General features: G+C 66.5%; 23 protein-coding genes. 9 read left to right on the top strand and 14 right to left on the bottom strand.

Annotated elements, in window-relative coordinates:
* Positions 1-8 precede the first annotated feature (8 nt).
* Positions 9-362: a general stress protein gene (locus tag ABZ004_RS29905; RefSeq protein ID WP_355684410.1), complete on the bottom strand. Its 354-nt coding sequence runs from the start codon at positions 360-362 to the stop codon at positions 9-11.
* A 449-nt stretch (positions 363-811) separates the two neighbouring features.
* The gene (locus ABZ004_RS29910) at positions 812-1,306 is read right to left on the bottom strand and encodes a DNA starvation/stationary phase protection protein (RefSeq protein WP_355684411.1); all 495 of its coding nucleotides are present in this window, start codon (positions 1,304-1,306) and stop codon (positions 812-814) included.
* A gap of 446 nt (positions 1,307-1,752) precedes the next feature.
* Between ABZ004_RS29910 and ABZ004_RS29915 the strand changes: the two genes are divergently transcribed.
* From ABZ004_RS29915 to ABZ004_RS29930, 4 genes are all read left to right on the top strand, one after another.
* Positions 1,753-2,265, top strand: coding sequence for an Hsp20/alpha crystallin family protein (locus ABZ004_RS29915; RefSeq protein WP_355684412.1), 513 nt, complete (start codon positions 1,753-1,755; stop codon positions 2,263-2,265).
* Between the two features lie 33 nt (positions 2,266-2,298).
* Complete coding sequence (locus tag ABZ004_RS29920) at positions 2,299-2,661, top strand: hypothetical protein (protein ID WP_355684413.1); 363 nt, start codon at positions 2,299-2,301, stop codon at positions 2,659-2,661.
* A 792-nt stretch (positions 2,662-3,453) separates the two neighbouring features.
* Entirely contained in the window at positions 3,454-3,975 is a 522-nt protein-coding gene (locus ABZ004_RS29925; protein WP_355684414.1) for a DoxX family protein, read from the top strand.
* A gap of 80 nt (positions 3,976-4,055) precedes the next feature.
* Entirely contained in the window at positions 4,056-4,925 is an 870-nt protein-coding gene (locus ABZ004_RS29930; protein ID WP_355684415.1) for a M48 family metalloprotease, read from the top strand.
* A gap of 1,117 nt (positions 4,926-6,042) precedes the next feature.
* Here the strand turns inward: ABZ004_RS29930 and ABZ004_RS29935 are convergent.
* From ABZ004_RS29935 to ABZ004_RS29955, 5 genes are read right to left on the bottom strand one after another with little or no spacing between them, the layout of a single operon-like run.
* The gene (locus ABZ004_RS29935; protein WP_355684416.1) at positions 6,043-6,255 is read right to left on the bottom strand and encodes a helix-turn-helix domain-containing protein; all 213 of its coding nucleotides are present in this window, start codon (positions 6,253-6,255) and stop codon (positions 6,043-6,045) included.
* Positions 6,255-6,560 (bottom strand): hypothetical protein, encoded by a 306-nt coding sequence (locus ABZ004_RS29940; protein WP_355684417.1) that lies wholly within the window; start codon positions 6,558-6,560, stop codon positions 6,255-6,257. The genes ABZ004_RS29935 and ABZ004_RS29940 overlap by 1 nt, the downstream gene beginning before the upstream one ends.
* Before the next feature lie 6 nt (positions 6,561-6,566).
* On the bottom strand, positions 6,567-7,124 hold the full coding sequence (locus tag ABZ004_RS29945; RefSeq protein ID WP_355684418.1) for an ImmA/IrrE family metallo-endopeptidase: 558 nt from the start codon (positions 7,122-7,124) through the stop codon (positions 6,567-6,569).
* A gap of 32 nt (positions 7,125-7,156) precedes the next feature.
* Positions 7,157-8,467, bottom strand: coding sequence for a hypothetical protein (locus tag ABZ004_RS29950; RefSeq protein ID WP_355684419.1), 1,311 nt, complete (start codon positions 8,465-8,467; stop codon positions 7,157-7,159).
* A complete protein-coding gene (locus tag ABZ004_RS29955) occupies positions 8,451-8,789 on the bottom strand; it encodes a hypothetical protein (protein ID WP_355684420.1) in 339 nt (112 codons plus the stop codon). Before ABZ004_RS29955 ends, ABZ004_RS29950 begins: the two co-directional genes overlap by 17 nt.
* Before the next feature lie 248 nt (positions 8,790-9,037).
* Between ABZ004_RS29955 and mobF the strand changes: the two genes are divergently transcribed.
* The 3 genes from mobF to ABZ004_RS29970 all read left to right on the top strand — a co-directional run bounded on the left by mobF (position 9,038) and on the right by ABZ004_RS29970 (position 13,248).
* Complete coding sequence (gene mobF / locus ABZ004_RS29960) at positions 9,038-12,640, top strand: MobF family relaxase (protein ID WP_355684421.1); 3,603 nt, start codon at positions 9,038-9,040, stop codon at positions 12,638-12,640.
* Between the two features lie 93 nt (positions 12,641-12,733).
* Positions 12,734-12,880, top strand: coding sequence for a hypothetical protein (locus ABZ004_RS29965; RefSeq protein ID WP_355684422.1), 147 nt, complete (start codon positions 12,734-12,736; stop codon positions 12,878-12,880).
* 164 nt (positions 12,881-13,044) lie between these two features.
* Complete coding sequence (locus ABZ004_RS29970; protein ID WP_355684423.1) at positions 13,045-13,248, top strand: hypothetical protein; 204 nt, start codon at positions 13,045-13,047, stop codon at positions 13,246-13,248.
* Between the two features lie 45 nt (positions 13,249-13,293).
* Here ABZ004_RS29970 and ABZ004_RS29975 read toward each other — a convergent pair whose 3' ends face one another.
* From ABZ004_RS29975 to ABZ004_RS30000, 6 genes are all read right to left on the bottom strand, one after another.
* Positions 13,294-13,836 carry a hypothetical protein gene (locus ABZ004_RS29975; protein WP_355684424.1) on the bottom strand — a complete coding sequence of 181 codons (543 nt, stop codon included), beginning with the start codon at positions 13,834-13,836 and terminating at the stop codon, positions 13,294-13,296.
* 165 nt (positions 13,837-14,001) lie between these two features.
* Positions 14,002-14,625: an organomercurial lyase MerB gene (merB, locus tag ABZ004_RS29980; RefSeq protein WP_355684425.1), complete on the bottom strand. Its 624-nt coding sequence runs from the start codon at positions 14,623-14,625 to the stop codon at positions 14,002-14,004.
* Between the two features lie 38 nt (positions 14,626-14,663).
* Complete coding sequence (locus tag ABZ004_RS29985; RefSeq protein WP_355684426.1) at positions 14,664-16,022, bottom strand: mercuric reductase; 1,359 nt, start codon at positions 16,020-16,022, stop codon at positions 14,664-14,666.
* 75 nt (positions 16,023-16,097) lie between these two features.
* Complete coding sequence (locus ABZ004_RS29990) at positions 16,098-17,045, bottom strand: alkylmercury lyase family protein (protein WP_355684427.1); 948 nt, start codon at positions 17,043-17,045, stop codon at positions 16,098-16,100.
* Positions 17,042-17,464 carry a MerR family transcriptional regulator gene (locus ABZ004_RS29995; RefSeq protein ID WP_355684428.1) on the bottom strand — a complete coding sequence of 141 codons (423 nt, stop codon included), beginning with the start codon at positions 17,462-17,464 and terminating at the stop codon, positions 17,042-17,044. The genes ABZ004_RS29990 and ABZ004_RS29995 overlap by 4 nt, the downstream gene beginning before the upstream one ends.
* 302 nt (positions 17,465-17,766) lie before the next feature.
* Positions 17,767-18,843, bottom strand: coding sequence for an FAD-dependent oxidoreductase (locus ABZ004_RS30000; RefSeq protein WP_355684429.1), 1,077 nt, complete (start codon positions 18,841-18,843; stop codon positions 17,767-17,769).
* Positions 18,844-18,951: 108 nt separating this feature from the next.
* Here ABZ004_RS30000 and ABZ004_RS30005 point away from each other — a divergent pair, with 108 nt between their 5' ends.
* Both ABZ004_RS30005 and ABZ004_RS30010 read left to right on the top strand, forming a co-directional pair.
* Positions 18,952-19,581, top strand: coding sequence for a TetR/AcrR family transcriptional regulator (locus ABZ004_RS30005; protein WP_355684430.1), 630 nt, complete (start codon positions 18,952-18,954; stop codon positions 19,579-19,581).
* Entirely contained in the window at positions 19,578-20,237 is a 660-nt protein-coding gene (locus tag ABZ004_RS30010; RefSeq protein WP_355684431.1) for a methyltransferase domain-containing protein, read from the top strand. Before ABZ004_RS30005 ends, ABZ004_RS30010 begins: the two co-directional genes overlap by 4 nt.
* A gap of 594 nt (positions 20,238-20,831) precedes the next feature.
* On the opposite strand, the gene ABZ004_RS30015 is transcribed toward ABZ004_RS30010, so the two are convergent.
* Positions 20,832-21,015, bottom strand: a 184-nt coding sequence (locus tag ABZ004_RS30015) for an ANTAR domain-containing protein (protein ID WP_355684432.1), incomplete at its 5' end; no start/stop codon positions are given.

A 21,015-nucleotide genomic window follows, 5' to 3' on the forward strand; every position in this document is an offset into this window, starting at 1 on the left:
AAGACACCTCACGTCCTTGGGGCGGTCTGCATCGCGGCCAGCATGTCCGCGGCCCGGGCGGCGTGCTCGGAGGCGCAGTAGATGTCGAACCGGCTCGCCACCGTGACGCCGAACGTGGAGAAGTCGCGCTGTCCGAACGTCAGCAGGTGCGCGACGAAACCCCACACCGCACCGAACAGAGCTCCGTACAGCAGACCCCACAACAGCAGGAGCACGACCGCTGTGCCCGAGTCGGCAAACAATGACAGCAGCAGACCGACCAGCGCACCGAACCACGCACCGGTCCCGGCGCCGACCAGCGCCGCCTTCAGCTTGGTGAGCCGGCCCAGCACCCGCTCGACCTGCTTGAGATCGGAGCCCACGATCGACAGATGCTGAACCCGGGAACCCGTTGTCCGACAGGTAGTCCACCGCACGCTGAGCATCGCCGTAGCTGACGAAGGTCGCGATTGAAACGCCAGGAACTACCGACGGTTGATCAGGAACACTCATGACTGCCTCCGTTCATCACGACCCCGCGCAAGGCACCACGGGGGGTTCCCTTCACTTCAACGCCCAAACCTTCTCGGCCGGCCGAAAACCGGCGGATTTCGCTAGTGCTGGCCGACACTTGGCGGATCGCGCGCGGCACAACCGCTCTGGCCGCCTGTGGATTGTCAGGTGGCGCGGCGGATGCGGCGGCCGTGGTCGCCGTGGTCGACTCGGCCGGCCGGTGAGCCGCACGGCAGCAAGGCCGGCCAGTCAGCCGATTGCGCCCAGCAGCACCGCCGCTACACCCCACTCCTGGCCCGAATCGACGGGCTTGTTGTGGTCAGTTGCCTGTACCGGCTGCCGCCTGCTCTGCCTGCAGCATCCAGGACTGCTTCTCCAGGTCGGCCGTGATCTGGATCAGCAGGTCCTGGGTGACCAGGTCGATCCGTCCGGCTCTTTCGATCCGGTCTCGCATCCGGCCGATCACCTTGGCGTAGGCATCGACGAAGTGCGAGACCACCGCGTCGTCGGTCAACCAGCCCTCGGCCAACTGCGGTACGCCGGTCTGTCCGGCCACTGTCGCTGCCCTGGCGTCCGGCGCGACGCCAACCGCGGCCGCACGCTCGGCCACCGTGTCGGCATGCAGCCGAGCGGCATCGACGATCTCGTCGAGCTGCAGGTGAACGGTCCGGAACCTCGGGCCGACCACAGTCCAGTGCGCCTGCTTGCCGAGCAACGACAGATCCACCAGGTCCACCAGCGTCTCCTGCAGCAGTACTCCGGCTTCGCTGCGACCCACCTCGTCCAGCGGGGACCGGATCTGGCTCGTCGTCATCATTCCTCCTTGGCCACGTCGTTCATGGACTCCTCCGCGCCAGGGTCCCCGCCCCGCCGCGGTTCAGCACCATGAGCGCCTCCCGCAGAAGGGGCGAAGGATTAGCACTCTGGCCGGTGGAGTGCTAATTCCGATATAGCACAGACCGCCCCACCGGCAAAGTGGGTTCCCGCAGCCGGATGGCCGACGGCGGCTCAACAGCCCACCGGCTGCCTGCCGCCGCAGGTGGCTCGCGGGCCGGACAGGCGGTTGTCAGGTCTGTGGCCGCTGTCTATCGTGGAGCTCTGGTTGGGAGAACAGCCACGGCCCCAAGGTGCCGGCGATGCTGTTCTGGCTCGAGAAGTCCGACCGCCCTTTCTCCTGTTTTTGGATCGCCATCGACCGGCCCCGTCGGCCACGACATGCGACAGCGGGTGCAACCCGCCCCGCACCACAGGAGAACAACCATGGCACTTCCGATTCGTCGCCGCGGCGACGAGACCAATAACGGAGCGTCGACCCGCCATGACGACAATCGCCCCGTCCGCTGGCTACCGACCGATCCCTTCGCCGACCTCCACGACATCTACCGGCGGATGGACCAGATGATGCGCTCGTTCGGCACCCGCCTGGAACCCTCGGGATGGTCGTCCTTCCCGGTCGACATCGAAGAAACCGACGATGCATACGTCGTCGAGATCGACCTGCCCGGCGTCACCCGCGACGACGTCACGCTGGAGTGGAACGACCGCGAGCTGACCATCCGTGGCGAATTCAAGCAGCGAGAACGCAAAGGGTTCTTCCGGCAACAGACCCGCCGGATCGGCCAGTTCCACCACACCGTGACACTGCCAGGCGAGATCGACGGCGAACAGATCAGCGCCTCGCTGGACGACGGCGTCCTGCTCATCCGGGCACCGAAGACCCGATCCGCCAGATCCCGACGCATCCAGATCAGCACCGGACAGCGAGCCGACTGACAACGCCGGCGGGCATCCAGCACAGGAGCGGCGATGGCGCCGCCACGAAACCTCACCTACGTCGACCGGCAGGGTCATCCGATCACCCGCACCACCTGGCTCAGGCTGTCATCCCGGCCAGAATATGTGGCGATCGCCAGTGACACCGTAGCCCTCGACGGCGAACAGGTGCAGGTCATGACGATCTGGCTCGGACTGAAACTTCCGATCCCCGAGCCGCCGATCTTCGAGACCCTGGCGCAGCCCAGCGGCAGCAGCCAGCCACAGCGGTGGACCTGGTCCAACCTGAACCGCGCGCGAACAGGCCACCACCGCATCGTCAACGAACTCACAGCACAGTCCTTGGACCTCGATCAGAGCGAAACCATCACCGAGCCACTGACCGAGACAGGGTGAATTCCTCTGACCTCGAGGTGGTGTGCGGCCAGAACCACGGGCCGGGTCACTCCTCCGAAGTCATCCTTCGATGCATCGGCACCTCGACCCAAGCGCCAGGACGCATGCGGCCAGAACCACGGGCCGGGTTGCGTCCTGGCGCTCGCCGGTTCCTGAAGCGTGCACTCTTTGCTCAGTCGATACAGAGCTCGTTGCCCTCGACGTCCGGCATCTGGATGCACCAATCTTCAGCGTCATACAGGGTTCGCACCGTATTGCGCCGGGCCGTCCACCACCCCTCCCTCAACAACCACAGCGACCTACCAACGGGGTCGCTGACGAACGAGCTCGTGACGAAGCTGCGGCGGTTTATCGTTGGGACTGCTCTACAGCACTGGGCGGCCTCACACTCCCGCCAAGACCACCTCGCAGGTGCACGAGTGGTCCGCCCTGCCCGCCGGACACGACAGATGGCGAGGCGGGCGTCGCCCCGCCGTTCGAGGTGACCGAGCGGTGGTAACGACCGAACTGTCCCGCGCCGGGTGGTCGTGGTCGACACCACCACCCCAACCGGCACTGACGGGGACAAGGCCCACGGACCGGGCACCACCATCACGGTCGAGGCCCGAAGCACCCTGGTCCTCGCCCGACGCAGGAAGTCTTCTCTCCCGGACCGGTTGTTTGAACGGCGCCGCGCCTGGTGCTATATCGGATTTAGCACTCTTCTTGACTGAGTGCTAAACCCCTCGGTCCCCGCGGGTGCCGTGCCGGCGGCGGGTGGCCGAGCCGAAGAACGACGCGGAGGTGAGAGAGATGGATGTCGGATTGCTGCTGCTCCATGCGGTGGTGGGGTTGATCATGGCCGGCCACGGCGCCCAGAAGCTCTTCGGTTGGTTCGGCGGTCACGGCGTGCGCGGAACGGCCGGTTTCGTCGAGAGCCTGGGCTGGCGCCCGGCGCGGCCCTTCGCGCTGGCCTTGGGCGTGGCCGAGTTCGTCGGTGGTCTTGCGCTGGCGATCGGGTTCGCGACGCCGTTGGCCGCGGCGGCGCTCATCGCCGTACTGGCGAACGCGGCGTGGACAGTTCACCGGCCGAACGGGCTGTGGAACACCGCCGGCGGATACGAGTTCCCACTGGCACTGATTGCGGCGTCGGCGGCGCTGGCTTTCACCGGGCCTGGCGTCTACAGCCTCGATCATGCCCTCGGGTGGAATCTGTCCGGCGACGAATGGGGCCTGACAGCGCTCGCCCTGGGCGCTCTCGGCTGGCTGGTAGGCACAGCGGCCAGGTCCTGGGTCAGTCGGCACAGCGACCGAACCATCGGCCAGGCAGCCTGACCACGGTGAATGCCCGGCGTGCCTAGTGCCCAGGCACGCCGGACAACACAAGAAGCTCTTCTGCGGAGGGACTGATTGAGATGTCCAGTTTGCGGAACGGGCTCAAGACCGCTGTCCTGCTCGGCGGGTTGACGGCCCTGTTCGTGGGGGCCGGCGCCGCGCTGGGTGGCAGCCGGGGAGTGGTGATCGCGTTTGTCCTATCGGCGGTGATGAACGTCGGCACCTACTTCTGGTCGGACAAGCTCGCGCTGCACGCCATGGGCGCCCAGCCGGTTTCGGAGTACGACGCGCCTTGGCTGTACGACATGGTGCGTGAGCTGGCCGGCCCCGATCGGCCGATGCCCCGGCTCTACGTCAGTCCGGTCGCACAGCCGAACGCCTTCGCCACGGGCCGCAATCCACGGCACGCCGCGGTGTGTGTGACCGAAGGCATCCTCGAGGTCCTGAATCCACGTGAGCTGCGCGCAGTGCTCGGACACGAGCTGTCCCACGTGTACAACCGCGACATCCTGATCTCCAGCATCGCGGCCACCTTGGCCGGCGCCCTGACAACCCTGGCCCACCTGGCCTATCTGCTGCCGTTCGGTTCCTCGTCCGACGATGACGAACCGTCGCCGCTGGCCGCGCTGCTGATGCTGATCATCGGCCCGGTCGCGGCCGGCCTCATTCAGCTGGCGATCAGCCGCAGCCGCGAGTACCAGGCCGACGCCTCCGGAGCCGAACTGAGCAACGATCCACTCGCGTTGGCCAGCGCACTGCAGAAGATCGAGCGAGGAGTGCAGTTCGCCCCGCTCCCGCCCGATCCGAGCCTCACGTCGCGCGGCCACCTGATGCTGGCCAATCCGTTCGCATCCGACGGCCTGACAGCCCTGTTCCGAACCCACCCGCCAACCGCCGACCGCGTCCGCCGCCTCCACCAACTCGCCACCCGCCACACCAGCACCTGGTGACTCCCGGCACAGCCGAGCGCTCCAGTGCCCGCTCGGTTTACCCCCAGCCCCCCAACTGACGAGCACTTGCCCTCGTCATCGCTGCCAACCGCAGCGTCGACCGAGAAGCCAATTGGCAACGCTTCCACTTCTCGCAACTGACGGCGCATTGAGAGCCCGTGCGCGGCTCTGTGGTGTACACACCAAGCTTCCTGCGCGCCTGCAACGGGACCACCAAAGGACCGGGACCGGTCTGGGTCCATGCCCGGCCCCATCGAAGGGGCCATCTCGGTTTCCTCGTGGCCGCCGATGGGACGCCAAAGGCCCTTGGTCCGATTCGAGGCTGCACAGTCGCCAGATCGAGCCGAAACGGTCACTAGCGGGCTCGTCGACGAAGGATTCCCCGCCACCACTCCTCTTCCCGGCAGCGCGCTGGTTGAAGCAGACGACACGACTACCGTCAGCTTCTGGACCTATTACCCCCAGCCAGGTCCAGCCCACGCCGAATCTCTCAACTCCGCCCATCTCGGTGCCTTGATCAAAGCACTGCACGCCACTGGCACTCCCCCGGCCCAACTCGTCGCCTGGACTCCGCTCGAGTCCCTGGAGCGCGCCCTTGAGTCCCAAGGCGCTCATACGGCGCTGACCGAGCAGGATCGATCTTGGTTGCGTAGCCGCATCACAGACAGTCGAGCCGAGCTCGCCGAGCTCACGTGGCCCTTGGGCAAAGGGCTCATCCACGGGGACGCATGGGGCCGGAAACCTTCTGTGGGAGACCAGCACAACCCAGCCGCCCCAATTCTGTGTGATTGGGACAGCGTCAGAATGGGTCCCCGCGAGGTCGACTTGATCCCAACCTGGCACGCCACTGTCCGCTACGGCCGAGACGAGTCCTCGATCCGGGCATTTTCGCGCAGTACGGCCACGACCTGCGCGACTGGGCCGGATACGACGCCCTGCTATCGATGCGCGACTCGGCCAGCTGCCCGGTCCCATTCGCCGCTCAGCGAGCGCTCCCCATGCCGCTGCACTACGGCAGCGCCTCAGCGCGATCCGCGCCGGCGACCGCACAACTACCTGGACCGCGCTCTAGCCGAGATCCTGAACGGTCGCCGATTAGCAGTAGCCGCCTCGCGTTCTACCGCCAGCGTTCTTCGAGGTCTCTGTCTTCAATCGCCTCGAACCAACTGACGACTTCCGCAGCGCGGTAGCGGATGTGACGGCCCACCCGGCGTCCACGTGGGCCATAGCCGAGCGTTCGCCACCGATACAGCGTTCGCTTCGGTACCTTCAAGAACGCCGCAACCTGGTCGATGTCCCAGAGAGGATCCGTATCGGACAACGGCGACATCAGGCACTCCCGCGGCGTTCGCGATCGGTCTTGACGACACGTCTTACAGCTCGCGCGGACAATCCGAGGATCTCGGCAGCTGCCTCCGCCGAGCCGCAAACCCTGGCGAGCTCGGCAGTCTCACTCTCCGACATCGCTTCGGCCTGAGCCACGCGTTCGTCGTACCTCTCAATCGCCTGCGCCTTCGCCTCGACGGCACGTTCCAGGTTTGTGAATGCCTTGACCGTGCGCGCGGTCGCGCTCTCGATCCGAGCCTGGCGTTCACGTGCCCGCCGCAGCGCGGCGACCCTCTCGCTAGCGCCCATGGTCCATCACCACAAAGCCGGGCCGTCGAGGTCGACCGAAAGGAAGTCGGGTTCGAACGCCCGCGTCGCCGGACGCGGGCGTGCCGCGCTGATGAACTCCATGTGGGCTGACGTTGATCGGATCAGATCTTCCGCCGTGTTAACGATTCTTGGACCGATCGCCTTGATCACGTCAGCCGGACTACCGGGGCCTAGCGCGAGAAGCCAGTCAGCCATGTACTCGAGCGATGCGGTACCCATGCTCACGCCGTGGTGAGCCATCACGAGGAATGCCACAGACTCGGCCTCGACCTCACGCACCTCGCGGCCCGGCGTACTCTGCGAGGCCAACCAATGTCCCGGCGAGTGCAGACGGACATGGCCGATCTCGTGCGCCAGTCTCGCGACGGCTGTCGCCTCGTCAAGACGGTCAGACACGACGATGAGTTTGGCGTCGTAGTCCGCGAACGCATCGCAAGTGCCTCCGGTCGGCTGGACCTCAACCGTGTAGCCGTCCGAGAACGCAAGGCGGTTCAGTGCATCCCAAAGTCCGACAGGAACGTCCATACCATTTTCATTGCCCATCGCAACCTCCCGGTGTGTGCATCAGGACTGGCTCAACGGTCGAGAACCATCGGCTCTTGTCCTGGATCCGAGATCTCAGGGATGTCGGCGTACGACGTCATCCGCCTCGCCGGCTCGTCACGATCAAGCTGTCGCGCAGATGAGCCTCGAACCAGCCGACGGCTGATGTCCGTCGCCACCGCAAGATGGCTGACACTCCAGTCGAGACATTCGGTCAGCTCAGCAAACGGACCGGTGAGGTTGCTTCGTGCCCATAGGGCTTGGAGAGGCCGGCCGCCCAATGGCCGCCGCAGGTAAGTGATGTCCGCCTGCACCAGTTCACGGCGCGGAACAAACAAGCGACCGTCCCTGATCAAGGTCGCCACGGCCCCCGCCTGGCGGCGACTCACCTGTTCCGCCGACCAGACCAGCTCGTCGATGACATCTAGGAATCGCGGTCCGTCGGCGGGCTTCGTAATGAGCTCGCTGGCTGTGAGCAGCTCTCCTTCTGGTTGGAGCACACTGTCCAGCGCAGCCTTCAGCTCGATGAACGCCAGCTCGCCAGGCAGGTCAGTGACCCCGCCCAAATCGGAAAGCCGTCGCCTCCACGACTCTGCAATCGCCAGAGCACCTGATTCGGCCGCACGTATCACTGCCTTCAGAACCCTCAGATCGAGCTGTTGTCGTGGCTTCAACCCTGAGTACGGCGACGCCAGCACCTGGTCCGTCAAGTGCCATACATATCCGCAAGCCGCACGAAGCTGACCTGTGGTGGACCGTAGGTCACGCGTCAGCAGAGATTGCGGCGGTACGGCGTCGTCGGCGCGTTCCCACCGAGCCGCATGCCGTGCCAGCATCGAGATCTCGTCGTCAGCTTCCGGCGGGCCGCCGGCCCTGAGCTCACCGAGACTTCCAAGGCCGACATATCGGACGTCCGGATCTATCGGCTTCTTCAACTGCCGCATGACCGCCGAGAGTTCCGCGGAACGGGCGCCCTGGCCCATTCCGCGAGCTAGACGGGCTCCGCTTAATGCGATGGCCGCAACCTCTGATCTCGCCACAGCAAGGCTCGTCCGATCGTCGAGAGCCGTGGCCTTAGCCGGATCTTGACTCATCAGGAGATCACTGCCGGCGCCAATCGCCTGCGCAAGACGACCGAGGTGGCCACCAGGTTGCACGACAGGCTTGTCGGTCAATTCGAGGCCCCCAACCTCGTACCGCAGCAGACGTAAGTGGTTCGCTGTTGCCACGGCAACGGCATTCCAGTCGCCGATGGGATCCATCCGCCCATCAGCGACAGCTTGCTCGGCCTCGATCGCGATCCGCCGCGCCGCCCGCAGGAGGTCCTCATACGTCGCGCGCATCGCGAACCACCCGGATGTCGGCTGCAGCAGTTCGAAGGGCGTCTCCCAGCGCGAGACGCCAACTGAGATCCTCTATCGGTACTTCGAGCTGGTCGACGGTCTCTGCCGCTTCAATCAACAGGTCGACTGGATCCCCGTCCAGGCTGCCGTTGTAGGCGCCGTAGGGAAGAATCTCGAGCAGCTCACACAGGCGATACCTGCTGAACGCCGTCATTGCCCACCGGCCATCGGCCGCCGTGGCCTCCTGTGCCTCGACGATCGCCTCCGCGCACCTCACCCGGTCGATGATCTGTAGGCGTACCTTCTCGTTGCCTGCCGTCATAAGTCCTCCTTCCGTTGCGGTCCCGGATCTCGAAGATCAGGACCGATCGCCTGAACCACTGCCACTCAACGGATGTCGGAGGCAACTTTTTGTCCGAGTGGTCGGGATGAGGCACCACCACACTTCTGGCACCTAAGGAGCTCGCCCTGCCGGGCCGGCCGAATCCGGACCTACACCGGCCCCCGCGTTGAGCCAGTCATGGCAGGCACAGGACGCTCGCGCGGCACCTATTTCTGGCTCACGCTGACATGCTGAGCATTCACCGGCTCACGGCCGGCGATGGCTACAACTACCTGTTGCGCCACATCGCCTCGGGCGATGTGGATCGAAGGATGGCCACGCCGCTGACGGCGTACTACACCGCCGACGGATACCCACCAGGACGCTGGCTTGGCGGTGGCTTGCCAGGTCTTGGCGACGGCTCTTTGATGGTCGGCAGCGAGGTCACGGAGGATCAGATGGCGGCGCTGTTCGGCCGCGCCGAAGACCCACTGAACGGCCGACCGCTCGGCCTTCCGTACCCGGTTTACAAGAGTCCGAGCCAACGGATTCAGGAGCAAATCCGCGGTCTCGCCGCGAACCTCAGTGAGCCGGAGCGTGCGGCGGCGATCGCTCAGATTCAGAAGACAGAGATGCGCAAAAGAACCAAACAGGCGGTCGCCGGGTTCGACTTCACGTTCTCGCCAGTCAAGTCGGTTTCGGCGCTCTGGGCCACTGCCGATGTCGGCGTACAGGAGCAGATCGTCGCTGCACACCATGAGGCTGTTCACGACGTCGTAAGCCTGATCGAGCAGCACGCGGCGTTCAGCCGCACTGGTGGACAGGGCATCGCGCAGATCGATACCCGCGGACTGATCGCCGCCGCTTTCGACCACTGGGATACCCGGAGCGGCGACCCACAGCTCCACACCCACGTCGTCGTTGCGAACCGCGTCCAAGGCGACGAGGACGGCGCATGGAGGACCCTCGACAGCCGCGTACTTCACCGGGCAACGGTCGCCATGTCAGAGATCCACAACGTCTTCCTCGCCGACAATCTGACTCGTCGACTGGGCGTCGACTGGGAACTCCGAGAGCGCGGACTTCAGCGCAGCCCGGCGTTCGAGATGGTGGCCGTCCCCGATGACTTGATCCGCGAGTTCTCTGCCAGGACGCAGCAGATCGAAGCCAACCTCGCCTGTCTTCTGGAGGAGCGAGGCGACCCCGCTCACCCACCGAACCGCCGTGAGATGTACGTGCTCCGGCAGCAGGCAACGTTGATGAACAGGCCCCCCAAGCACCTCACGCGCCCGCTCACGGATCTGATCATCGACTGGAAGAAGCGTGCGGTTCAAGCCGTAGGGAGCGAGGTTCTCGCTGCAATCCTCGAGTCGCTTGAACGCGATGGGGAGCGACCGCTGGCAGCGGCCGATCTGAGTCCGCAGACTATCGACGCGTACGGCGCCGCGACGGTACTCACGCTGCAGAACAAGCGCGCCACGTGGACCCGATGGAACCTCATAGCTGAGGCTGCGCGACAGACCCGGCTGCTCCGAATCATCTCGTCCGACGAACGCTTCAACGTGCTGCAGTCCATAGTCGCCGCCGCCGAACAGCACTCGATCAGCCTGACTGCGCCGGACTTGACGTTCGTTCCAGTGACCCGTCGCAGCGGCGAAAGCGTCTTCACCATCCACAACGGAGAGATCTACACGTCGCCTGTGATCCTCGGTGCCGAGTCCGCGCTCCTGGACCTGGCGCGTGATGTCTCCGGACCGAAGATCAGTCCCATGAAGGTCGCCGCCCTCAGCGCCGACAAGGTCCAAGCCCTCCATCGGATCACTACGAGCGGGCAGAAGGTAGAAGCCCTGATCGGTCCGGCCGGCGCAGGAAAGACCAGCCTGCTATCTGCACTCAGCGCCAACTGGCAACGCGTCCACGGCGACGGCTCGATCATCGCCCTCGCACCGTCGTCAGCCGCCTCGACCATCCTCGCCGACGCCATCGGTATCTCAACCGACAACATCGCCAAATGGATCTACGAGTCCGCCGGCCTCGGCGCCGAAACCCGCCGTCAGCGCATCAGCGATACGCAGTACGCCGCAAAGCTGGCGCAGCGGAGTCGGCGCAATCGCCGCCACCAGCGTCTGACCATCCAGCTTGCTGCTCTCCACGCTGAAGAGGACCGATGGAAGTTCCATCAGAACCAACTTGTCATCGTCGACGAAGCCTCGATGGCCGGCACCATGGAACTCGCGATTCTGGCCCGCGCCACCAACGCTGCCGGAGCCAAACTCCTCCTTGTCGGCGACGACGCACAGCTCGGCGCTGCGGATACAGGCGGTGCATTCCGCCTCATCGCACGAGACACCGAAGCAGCCGAACTCAGCGATGTCTGGCGCTTCACCAACTCGTGGGAACGCGAAGCCAGCCTCCTGCTCCGCGCCGGCGACCGCGATGTCATCGACGCGTACGACGAACACAACCGCCTGACAGCCGGAGCCGCCGATGAAATGGAAGACGCCGCCTACCGGGCCTGGCGCACCGACACCCACTCCGGAAAGACGAGCCTCCTCATCGCCGCCGACAACTCCACCGTCGCCCGCCTCAACGCCCGCGCCCGCCTCGACAAGATCACCACCGGCGAGGTCGAACCCGACGGCATCGAACTCCACGACGGCACCCAGGTCGGCCTCGGCGACCACATCGTCACCAGACTCAACAACCGCCGACTCCGCTACAGCAAGGCCGGCTTTGTCCAAAACGGCCACCACTGGACAGTCATCCACCGCTGGCCCGACGGCTCCCTAACCGTCCAAAACCCCACCCACGAAACCGTCACCCTTCCCAGCGCCTATGTCCAGGAGTCCGTAGAGCTCGCCTACGCGACGACAACCCATCGAGCCCAAGGCAGAACCGTCGACACCGCCCACCTGGTAGTCACCGATCACCTCACCCGAGCCCTCATCTACGTAGGCCTAACCCGAGGCCGTCACTCAAACCGAGCCTACGTAGCCACCCACCGACCCGCCGCAGACCTCCACGAACCCCAGTTCGAAGAGACCATGCAAGACGTCCTCGAAGCAGTCCTCGACAACCCCGGCATCGAACTCTCCGCCCACGAAGTCATGCGCGACGAACTGGACAAGGCCACCCGACTGGACCGCCTCGTCCCCATCCATGAACACCTATGCCAACTAGACGCCCGCACCCGTTACCAACCAGCCATTGCCAACAGTGGCCTAGACCCCGCCGACCAAGCAGCCCTACAGTCCTCTCCCGCCTACGGTCCCTTCATCGCCGAACTCCGCCGAGCCGAATCCGCCGGCCTCAACCTCCCCGACCTCATCACCAAAGCCGTCAACCAAAGCCCACTCGCCGACGCCCACGACGTCGCCGCAGTCCTACACACACGCCTAGGACGGCTGATTTCAAGAGCCTTGGTTCGATCAAAGATGGAGCCCCTGACAATTGCTGGCCTCGTCTTGCCAGCCGCCGCCAAGACGGACCTATCCCTGCTCCCAGCAGTCCGAGAACTTGAAGCACAGATCGCACACCGCGCTACCTGGCTACTCGAACAAGCCGAGCAGGCGCAACCGCCCTGGTTCATCGCCGTCCAGCGCGACTTGACGACACTGTCGCCGGACGCACGTACTCGGTTCGCCCTCGAGATAGCCGCGTACCGAGAGCGCTACATGATCCACACCAGAGACGCTCTCGGTCCTCCCCCACCCGCAACGGCGGCAGCGCATCTAGAGAACTTCCACTCCCTGAAGCGAGTCCTAACGGCGGCCGGCCAGCGCCCGGATCACCTAACCGAGGAGCTTAGAAATAGCGGTCTGACCCCGAGCCTAGATCAAGGTGGACGGTGACCTGACACGCCACATCTGCGGTCGGCTGCATCCCACAACTCCGACCTTGAGCGAGACGCGGCATGCGCCGATTATGAGAGGAAGGTACGCGGCATGGCGCGATTCCCCGTCGCCGCAATACTGGTTCTGGTCATCAGCGTGGTGCTTCGCCTCATCGGCGGGCCGCCGCTCGACAACACAGAGAAGCGTCAGCCGCTGGAAATGCCGAGCCCTCCCCGTACTGCGACCTGCCCGACCTGAGCCCGCCGATGAGCACATACCGCGGGGACAGTCAGGCTGAGCCGGTTAATGACCATCACGGCGGCCGTGAGCCTGACGCCCGGCGTCGCAGAGACTGAGAACGCGGCTCGGGCTTAAAGCTGGAAGAGTTCGCCTGGTACCCCGCTTATCGAAGTGAGGACGTCATGACATCCGCGATGTCGCGCCAGGTGGCTGAGCACGAGGCTCTGTCGGGACGCTGGAGCATGCCCTGGACCGACGTCCTCGTCCTTGAACGGCTGGCCAGGGGCAGTGGCGCCGCACGGTGGTTCCTGGTGCGGTCACCCGAGGAGCATCGGCTGGGGCTGGTCGGGCGTGTACTGCGGCGGATCGACCGCCACCTGCCGTAGTTGGTGCCGTCAGTCCGAGGGCTGCGCGTTCGTCTGGCTGTTGGCTCAGCGTTTCTTCCAGCATGATCGGGGCTGGGCGAGGGCGAGGCTAGGGAGCCAGCGGTGTTCGAGTTGGTCGATGGGTGAGAAGACGAGGCAGCCGATGTGGTCGTCGCGGCGCAGGAGCCAGTTGGAGATCGCCAGCGCCTCACAGCCGGCGTAGCCGCGGATCGCGGCCAGCAGCATCGAGGCTCCGTAGAACAACACCGCGGCGTCCTGGGTCCAGTCCAGGGGCGCTGCGTAGACGGGTGTGAGGTAGAGCGCGAGGAACACGGCGAAGTTGATCACGGTGGCCCATGGGCCGGTCGCTGCCAGTGGTGCCGGGCGGCTGCGTGCCCGCAGCCACTGCCAGCCGGTGAACAAGGCGGGCAGCGCGACCAGGCCCGCACCGATCGACCACGGTGAGACCCCGCTCGGGAACGGCGGATTGACCAGGGTCCAGACGAGATAGCCGCCCAGCGCGAGCCGGGCCGCGGTGCCCAGCGGGCCGATCTGGCGCCGGCCGCCTTCGGGCGTCGATGTCAGTGTGGGTGTGGTGGAGTCGGTCACGGCTGCCTCCCAGTTCGAGCGACCTGCAGGTGTTGTTTCGATGGTTGACCTCGTATCGGGGTCCAAGGTCAAGGCCTCGCGCCGATGCGGTGATCAGAACGCTGCCATCGGGCCTCGGGTCATGCGGCGGCTCGCCCGGCCTGTGTCCCGACGCTGGGGCGCGGGTTAGTCGGCTGCCCAGCCGAGTTGGATGATCGCTTGCCGGGTGATGGCGAAGTCCTCGTGGACCGGCGCGACCGCTGCTTCGGGGTGGCTGGCCAGCCAGTCGCGGGCGGCTGCGGGTGAGCTGAAGAAGCTGCCCCGGTTACACATTTCGGCGCGCACGTCGTCCACGGGGTGGTCGGGCCGGACCTTGGAGACCACGGCCTCGGGCGGATCGACGGTCAACACACGGTCGGGGGTGAGTTCGATGCGGATCGGCTGGCCGGTGGCTGCACAGACGGACTCGACAACGCCGGGTCTGTCGAGAATGAGGGGGAATTCGAAGGTGTCGCTAGCGCAGAAGGCGTAGACCGTTCGGTGATCGAAGGTGAACCGGTGCGGGGTCGGGTGCAGGGTGAGGCCGAACCCGGCGATCCGGCCGTCGTTGTCCCAGGCGACGCCGGGATGCCGGGCCAGCTCGGTGCGCAGCTGCTCGACGGTCCAGCCGCCTGCGGCCGCTGCCTCGTCGACGCTCACGGGTTGGCCGGCGGCTAGGAGCCAGGTCAGGTGCAGGACCAGGTCAGGCAGTCCGAACTGGGCGCGCACGAGGGCCACCAGTCGCTGGGCCTCGGTTGTCTGGGTGGTCAATGCAATCGTCTCCTTCGAGGAGTTCGGGTGGTCGGCGGCTAGGTGCCGACCTCGCGGTGGACGCCGCCGGCGGCGGTGTTGACGGCTTCGGCGAGGCTAGGGTGGATGTGGATGGCGTCGGCGATGTCGGTGTAGTGGGCGCCGGTGTGCATGGCGATGACGGCTTCGTGGACGAGTTCGGCGGCGTTGGGTCCGGCGATGTGGCAGCCCAGGATCCGGTCGGTGGCGGCGTCGACGACGAACTTGACCAGTCCCCGCGTGTTGCCGATGGCGCGGGCTCGGACGACGCCGGTGAAGTCCTGTCGGCCGATGATCACGTCGTGCCCGGCGGCGCGGGCCTGGGGTTCGGTGAGCCCGACCGCGCCGACCTCGGGGTCGACGAACACGCCGTGCGGGACGACGCGACCGGCGGTGCTGCAGGGCTGGTCGCGGAACACGGTGCGGTAGGCGACGTCGGCGTCGTGGGTGAACATCGGTCCGCCGCGGATATCGCCGATCGCCCACACATCCTCGGCCTTGGTGTGGAGGGTGTCGTCGACGGGCAGGAAGCCGCGCTCGTCGGGTTCGAGGCCGAGGTGTTCCAGACCGAGGTTGTCGGTGTTCGGGCTGCGCCCTGCCGCGATCAGCAGGTGACTGGCCGCGATCTGGGTGCCGTCGTCACAGTGGACCCGGATGGCGCCGACGGTGCCGTCGACGGCGACGCAGGCGGTGCTGGTCACGACGTCGATGCCGTCGGCGGTGAAGCCGTCCGTGACGGCGGCGGACACGTCAGGGTCCTCAGTAGGTAGGAGCCGCTCGGCGCGCTGGACGACGGTGACGCGGGACCCGAAACGGCGAAACATCTGGGCGAACTCGCAGCCGATGTAGCCGCCGCCGACCACGACCAGGTGGCCGGGCAGGTCGCGGAGATCCAGCAGGGTGCGTGACGTCAGGTAGGGGACGGTGTCGAGGCCGTCGATCGTCGGGATGACGGTCCGCAGCCCGGTGGCCAGGAAGATCTTGTCGGCCTCGAGGTCGGTGCCGTCGACCTGGAGCCGGTGCGGGCCGGTGAAGTGGCCGTGCGCAGGGTAGAGGTCGACGGTGGCGGCACGGTCCACCGTCCGGTAGGCGCCAGTGCGGATGGTGTCGACGATCCTGTCCTTGCGGTCGACCACCGCCGCCAGATCGACCTCGGCTGCGCCGACCCTGACACCGAACTCGCCGGCCCGGCGGACTTGGTCGGCCACGGCCGCGGACCCGATCATGGTCTTGGTCGGGATGCAGCCCCGGTTCAGGCAGGTGCCGCCGAGCTTCTCCTTCTCCACGAACGCGACCCGGCCGTGCCGCCCGGCCCGCAGCGCCAGCGGGAGACCGGACATGCCCCCGCCGAGTACCAACGTGTCGTATCGCTCGACCACTGTGTTCGACCTCCTCGTCTCGTCCTGCGCCTGTTCATCCCGTGGCGACCGCACTCGTAACGGTTGGTGGTGGTTTCAGCTGGTGGCGAGCAGGTGCCCGAACAGCCGGACGGCGAGGTCTTCGGCTTCGGCCTGATCGGCGATCTGGCCCGGGACGCGGGGGTGAGCGCTGGTCCAGGCCTGCGCGGCGTCCTGATCGGCGAAGAAGTTGAGGTAGTCGCAGCAGCAGTCCGCCGACGGGCCACCGCCTGCGTCCGCGCCGATGAACACCACCGCTCCGGCCGGCTCCCAGCTCATGCGGCCACCGCTCATGGTGACCGTGACGGGCCGGCCGGTGGTCACGTCGACGGACTCGATCCGGGTCTCGCGGCCGACCATGGCCGAGATGCCGAGCGCGTCGATCGCGCACATCGCGTCGACGTCGACCACGTCGTTGCCCTCGGCGCCGATCCGGACCCGGTGCCTGGTCGGGGTCGCGGAGAACGGGTAGGCGACCGCGATCTGGCCGTCCGGGGCGAGCCGGATCGCGTCGATGTCGTGCAGCGCGGTCAACACCTCCGCCGCACTGCGGCCGCTGTCCTTGGTGACAGCCTCCAGGCCCCTCGCAACGGGCGGATGCCCGGCGGTGGCGAAGGCGCGCAGGATCGCCTGCTGGACCGCCCTCTCGACCGGATCCAGCGGCAGCGCCCGGGTCCGCCACGCACTCAGCACCGCCCCGGGCGCCGCGGGCTGCCCGGCCTCGGTGATCGCGGCGCGCAACTGCTCAACCGACGGCGCCGGCACGATCCGGCCGTCCGGGTCGCGGTAGAGACGACACGACACACCGCAGGCACACCCATCGGTCGTGAACGGGTCGGCGCCGTCGATCAACAGCGTGGGTGAGCCGTACATGCCGAACTCGGCGGCCTGCTCGTCGGACTCGATCACGCGGGTAGTGACCGGCAGATCGGTCGCCTCACCGAGCCGTTCCAGCAGGGGCGGCAGGTTCGGGCAGTCCGGGACATGCAGGACCTCCAGCTTCATGAGATGGCCTCCGGCTTCGCGGGTCCTGGGCGGTGGTCGATCGCTTCGAGCAGCGCGCAACTGCGGTCGGCGCGGGGCAAGTCACAGGTCGCGACCAGATCGGCGAGCGAGTCGTGCATCCGTTGCAGATCGCGGATCCGCGCCGCCAAGTCAGCGCGGCGATGCTCGGCCAGCGCCCGCGCCGCGTCGCAGCTGTCCGGGCCCCCGTCGTCCAGGTGCAGCAGCTCCTCGACCTCATCCAACGTGAAGCCGAGCTCCTGGGCCCGTTTGATAAACCGCAACAACTCCACCGCAGTGGGCGGGTAATCGCGGTAACCGCCCGGCGTCCGCGGCGGCTCGGTCAGCAGTCCCCGGCGCTCGTAGTAGCGCAGTGTCTCGGTGTTCACACCGGCCCGGCCGGCCAGCTCACTGGTTCGCATGACCCCATCGTCAACCCTGGACCCAACTACAGAGTCAAGTCCCGAGGCCGAGACGCCTGCGATGACGCAGCGCCGAGCGGGAACACCTATCGTCCAGAACGGGCGCGCCGTTGCTGAACTGGGACGCGACTGCGACTGCCCTAGGGCAGTGCACCGGGCGAGACTGTGGCCATGGGCAACTTGTCGCCAGACTTGACCGGGCCGGTCGAGCAGCTGCCTGGCGAGCACGGGATGCCAGGCGGAGCATGCTTTTGAGCTGAGCGGGACGGGTTCATTCACTGAAATTGTCAAGCGACGGGTGCTCACACCTTCTGGCTAGCGGTGCGTGCTGTGATCTGCTCGGCGAGCCAGGCGGCGTCGTGCTGGACGAAGCCGAGCAGCGCAGATCCGGTGGTGTGTTGCCAGGCGCGGCCGAGGGTGTAGAGAGCGTTGACGTTCTTGACGGTGCCGCGGCGCTGGAGAAGCCGGCCGTTGATGTCGAGCGCGCCCGGGATACGGATCCAGGAGTCGTCGAGCCGGAATCCGGTGGCCCAGATCACGGCGTCGACAGTGCTGCTCGATCCGTTGGCGTACAAGACTTCGCTGCCGTTGACCGCAGTTGTTCGCGGCCTCAGTGTGACGCCGCGACTTCGCAGGTCCTGGCGTGAGGATCCGATGACGATGCCGTCGTTGGCGGCCATGAGCCGTCCGAGCCTCGAGTCAGCGGTGACGCGTAACAGGCCGAGCTGGTGTTGCCACCAGAAGATGTCCTTTCCGGCGAGTCGCTGGGGGACGCAGGCATTGCGGCGTCCTTCGGACAGCTCGACCTGCCGTCCGGCGTCGGCGAGCTCGGCCGCGATCTGGAAGCCGGAGTTTCCGCCTCCGACGACGAGCACGCGACCGGATGGCACCTGGCCAGGGTTGCGGTACTGCGAGGTATGGAGCTGGACGACATCCGCTGGGAGTTCGTCAGTGATGGACGGGATGTAGGGCTTCGAGAAGGGCCCGGTGGCGACGACGACGCTTCTGGCGGTGAGGGTCTGTCCGCCTGCACTCACGGCCGCGAATCCCGTGGAGATCTTGGTCAGCTGGGTGATTTGTGTCTGCGACTGGACCTGTAGGGCGGAGTGGGATGCGTAGTCGGCGAGGTAGTCGGCGACCTGATCGCGGGTGGCGTAGGTGTCCTTGGGGGCAGGGAACTGCATGCCGGGCAGGTTGGCGTACTGAGCGGGTGTGAACAGGCGCAGCGAGTCCCACCGCGAGCGCCATACGTGGCCTATCTCGGAGCCGGCGTCGACGATCGTGAACGGGACTCCGCGGCGCTGCAGGTGGTAGCCCATCGCGAGGCCCGCCTGCCCGCCGCCGATTACCAGTACGTCGTACTCGCGCTGAGCTGCCATGGTCCATTCGCTCCGTTGTCCCGAGATAGCCGCTGTCAGGCTCTTGCGCCGTAAGTATACTTTGGGATGTACTTGATGGAAGTTACATCTGAGGATTGTGGAGGCGCAATGAGCCCGGCTGATCGGCCGACGCGGCGGTTGACGCGTGCGCAACGCCGCGAGCAGGTCCTCGCGGCCGCGACGCAGGCGTTCGTTCGGTCCGGGTTCGCGGCGACCAGCCTCGACGACATCGCCGGGGAGGCCGGGGTGACTCGCGCGATCCTGTATCGGCACTTCGATTCCAAGAGCGAGCTGTATCAGTCGGTGCTGGACCGGATGTGCGCCCGGCTTGATGCTCATGTCGCGGAGCCGGTGGGAGGGTTCACCGACGCGAGCATCGACGGTCTTCTCGCTGCGGCGGTCGAGTCTCCGGCCGGGTTCCGGCTGTTGTTCATGCATGCGCTGCGGGAGCCGGAGTTCAAGGATCGGATCGAGAAGTTCCGTTCCGACATCGTCGCGGCCGCGTACCTGCAGATCTCCATTGCGGTGCCCGATTCGCGGCTTGCCCGGTGGGCCGCGCAGTTGGCGCCCACGGTGGCGATCGAGTCCATCATCGCGTGGCTCGATGCCGGCCAGCCCGATCCGGACCATGCGGCCGCCCGGGTCCGGCGGGCCGTGATGGGTGTCGTCGAGGCCGCCGGCGGACCAGTGGCGGACTGCCGCCTACTACCAACATCTGCGGAAGGACCCCAGTCATGACCGGCACGAAACCGAAGACCTGTGAGACACCGACCGCGAAACAGCAGCGCGTCTGGGACAAGGCCGCGCCCGGCTACGACAAGCAGATCGCGTTCTTCGAACGGATCCAGTTCGCCGGCGGTCGCGAATGGCTGGGCGAGCACGCCCACGGACGGGTACTGGAGGTTGCCATCGGCACCGGTCGCAGCCTCCCGTACTACGCGCACGATGTCGCCCTGACGGGTGTGGAGCTCAGTCCCGAGATGCTGGCGATCGCCCGCACCCGCGCAACCGAGCTGGGTATCGCTGTCGACCTTCGCCAAGGCGACGCGGCGAACCTCCCGATTGAGGATGCGTCGGTCGACAGGGTCGTGTGCGCCCTGGCGCTGTGCACGATTCCTGACCCCCAGCGGGCGATCGCCGAGATGAGCCGCGCCTTGGTTCCGGGCGGGCAGCTTCTGCTGCTGGATCACATCGCCAGCAGTTGGCCGCCGGTCTACGCGCTGCAGTGGCTCGCCGAACGCGTCACGATCCCGCTGGCCGGTGAGCACTTCACCCGCCGGCAGCTACCGCTGGTGCGGGCCTGCGGCTTCGAGGTCGTCGAGACGCAGCGGTTGAAGGCGGGCACCGTCGAACGGATCCGCGCGATCAAGCCCGCGGAGCCTTCCCAAGGCTAGCTTCGGATCCGGTGGCGACAACTGAGTGCCCCGAGCCGACGTAGCGCCGGGGCACCCGTTGGTGTGGATCCCGCCGGGGGGAGGCCGGACCCACGCTGTGGGGGACTTCCAACATATGCCCAGGCGAGCCACATGTCTGTATCTCACCGCGCCCGGCCCCGGGCGCGGAGTGAACGATTGCCGTGCGATGCAGCTGAGGCTGAATCGAGCCGGGCGTCCGGGTCAGGCCTCAGGACCGCGTGGTGAGGCTGGCGGCATCGCTCCGTCGTCTCCGGGCCTGACCCGGCGGATCGGCCTTTCGATGTGGTCGAGAAGCTGTTCGATGAACACGGCCTGCTCGACGGATCACAGACTCAGGGTTACAGCCATTGGGGCTGGCTTCGGCGTAATGTGAGAAGGCAGCCGCCTGCCGGGGCTGGACTCCCCCCTCCAGCACAGTGCGGGCGGCTGCCCATCTCTGTGGGCGCGAGCTGGCGCGGGCGACGTGCAAGATGCTGGCTGTCCGGGAATGTGGCCAGACTCCTAAACAGCTGGCCGGTGAGCATGGCGGGGTCTGGCGGCGCCAGATAACCGGGGCGGGTGTCGTCACTCGGTTTATCGGTGGAGTGGACCTTCTGCGGCTTGGTCGACGATGGCTGTGGCGATGACGGTCAGTGGTTGTTGTTGTTCGCGCGCGAGGGTGATCAGGTAGTCGAAGGCAGTGTCCATGGGCACATTGTCGGTGTAGGCGATGACGCCTTTGGCGCGTTCGATGACACTGCGTTCGTCCAGGGCTGCG

Source organism: Kribbella sp. NPDC006257, from assembly GCF_040613535.1.
In the GTDB taxonomy this organism is placed as follows: Bacteria; Actinomycetota; Actinomycetes; order Propionibacteriales; family Kribbellaceae; genus Kribbella.

Bases quoted from the DNA above. Each gene is read 5' to 3' on its own strand.
- ABZ004_RS29910 (WP_355684411.1), bottom strand. From the start codon at position 1,306: ATGACGACGAGCCAGATCCGGTCCCCGCTGGACGAGGTGGGTCGCAGC.
- ABZ004_RS29915 (WP_355684412.1), top strand. From the start codon at position 1,753: ATGGCACTTCCGATTCGTCGCCGCGGCGACGAGACCAATAACGGAGCG.
- ABZ004_RS29920 (WP_355684413.1), top strand. From the start codon at position 2,299: ATGGCGCCGCCACGAAACCTCACCTACGTCGACCGGCAGGGTCATCCG.
- ABZ004_RS29925 (WP_355684414.1), top strand. From the start codon at position 3,454: ATGGATGTCGGATTGCTGCTGCTCCATGCGGTGGTGGGGTTGATCATG.
- ABZ004_RS29930 (WP_355684415.1), top strand. From the start codon at position 4,056: ATGTCCAGTTTGCGGAACGGGCTCAAGACCGCTGTCCTGCTCGGCGGG.
- ABZ004_RS29935 (WP_355684416.1), bottom strand. From the start codon at position 6,255: ATGTCGCCGTTGTCCGATACGGATCCTCTCTGGGACATCGACCAGGTT.
- ABZ004_RS29940 (WP_355684417.1), bottom strand. From the start codon at position 6,560: ATGGGCGCTAGCGAGAGGGTCGCCGCGCTGCGGCGGGCACGTGAACGC.
- ABZ004_RS29945 (WP_355684418.1), bottom strand. From the start codon at position 7,124: ATGGGCAATGAAAATGGTATGGACGTTCCTGTCGGACTTTGGGATGCA.
- ABZ004_RS29950 (WP_355684419.1), bottom strand. From the start codon at position 8,467: ATGCGCGCGACGTATGAGGACCTCCTGCGGGCGGCGCGGCGGATCGCG.
- ABZ004_RS29955 (WP_355684420.1), bottom strand. From the start codon at position 8,789: ATGACGGCAGGCAACGAGAAGGTACGCCTACAGATCATCGACCGGGTG.
- mobF (WP_355684421.1), top strand. From the start codon at position 9,038: ATGCTGAGCATTCACCGGCTCACGGCCGGCGATGGCTACAACTACCTG.
- ABZ004_RS29965 (WP_355684422.1), top strand. From the start codon at position 12,734: ATGGCGCGATTCCCCGTCGCCGCAATACTGGTTCTGGTCATCAGCGTG.
- ABZ004_RS29970 (WP_355684423.1), top strand. From the start codon at position 13,045: ATGACATCCGCGATGTCGCGCCAGGTGGCTGAGCACGAGGCTCTGTCG.
- ABZ004_RS29990 (WP_355684427.1), bottom strand. From the start codon at position 17,045: ATGAAGCTGGAGGTCCTGCATGTCCCGGACTGCCCGAACCTGCCGCCC.
- ABZ004_RS29995 (WP_355684428.1), bottom strand. From the start codon at position 17,464: ATGCGAACCAGTGAGCTGGCCGGCCGGGCCGGTGTGAACACCGAGACA.
- ABZ004_RS30000 (WP_355684429.1), bottom strand. From the start codon at position 18,843: ATGGCAGCTCAGCGCGAGTACGACGTACTGGTAATCGGCGGCGGGCAG.
- ABZ004_RS30005 (WP_355684430.1), top strand. From the start codon at position 18,952: ATGAGCCCGGCTGATCGGCCGACGCGGCGGTTGACGCGTGCGCAACGC.
- ABZ004_RS30010 (WP_355684431.1), top strand. From the start codon at position 19,578: ATGACCGGCACGAAACCGAAGACCTGTGAGACACCGACCGCGAAACAG.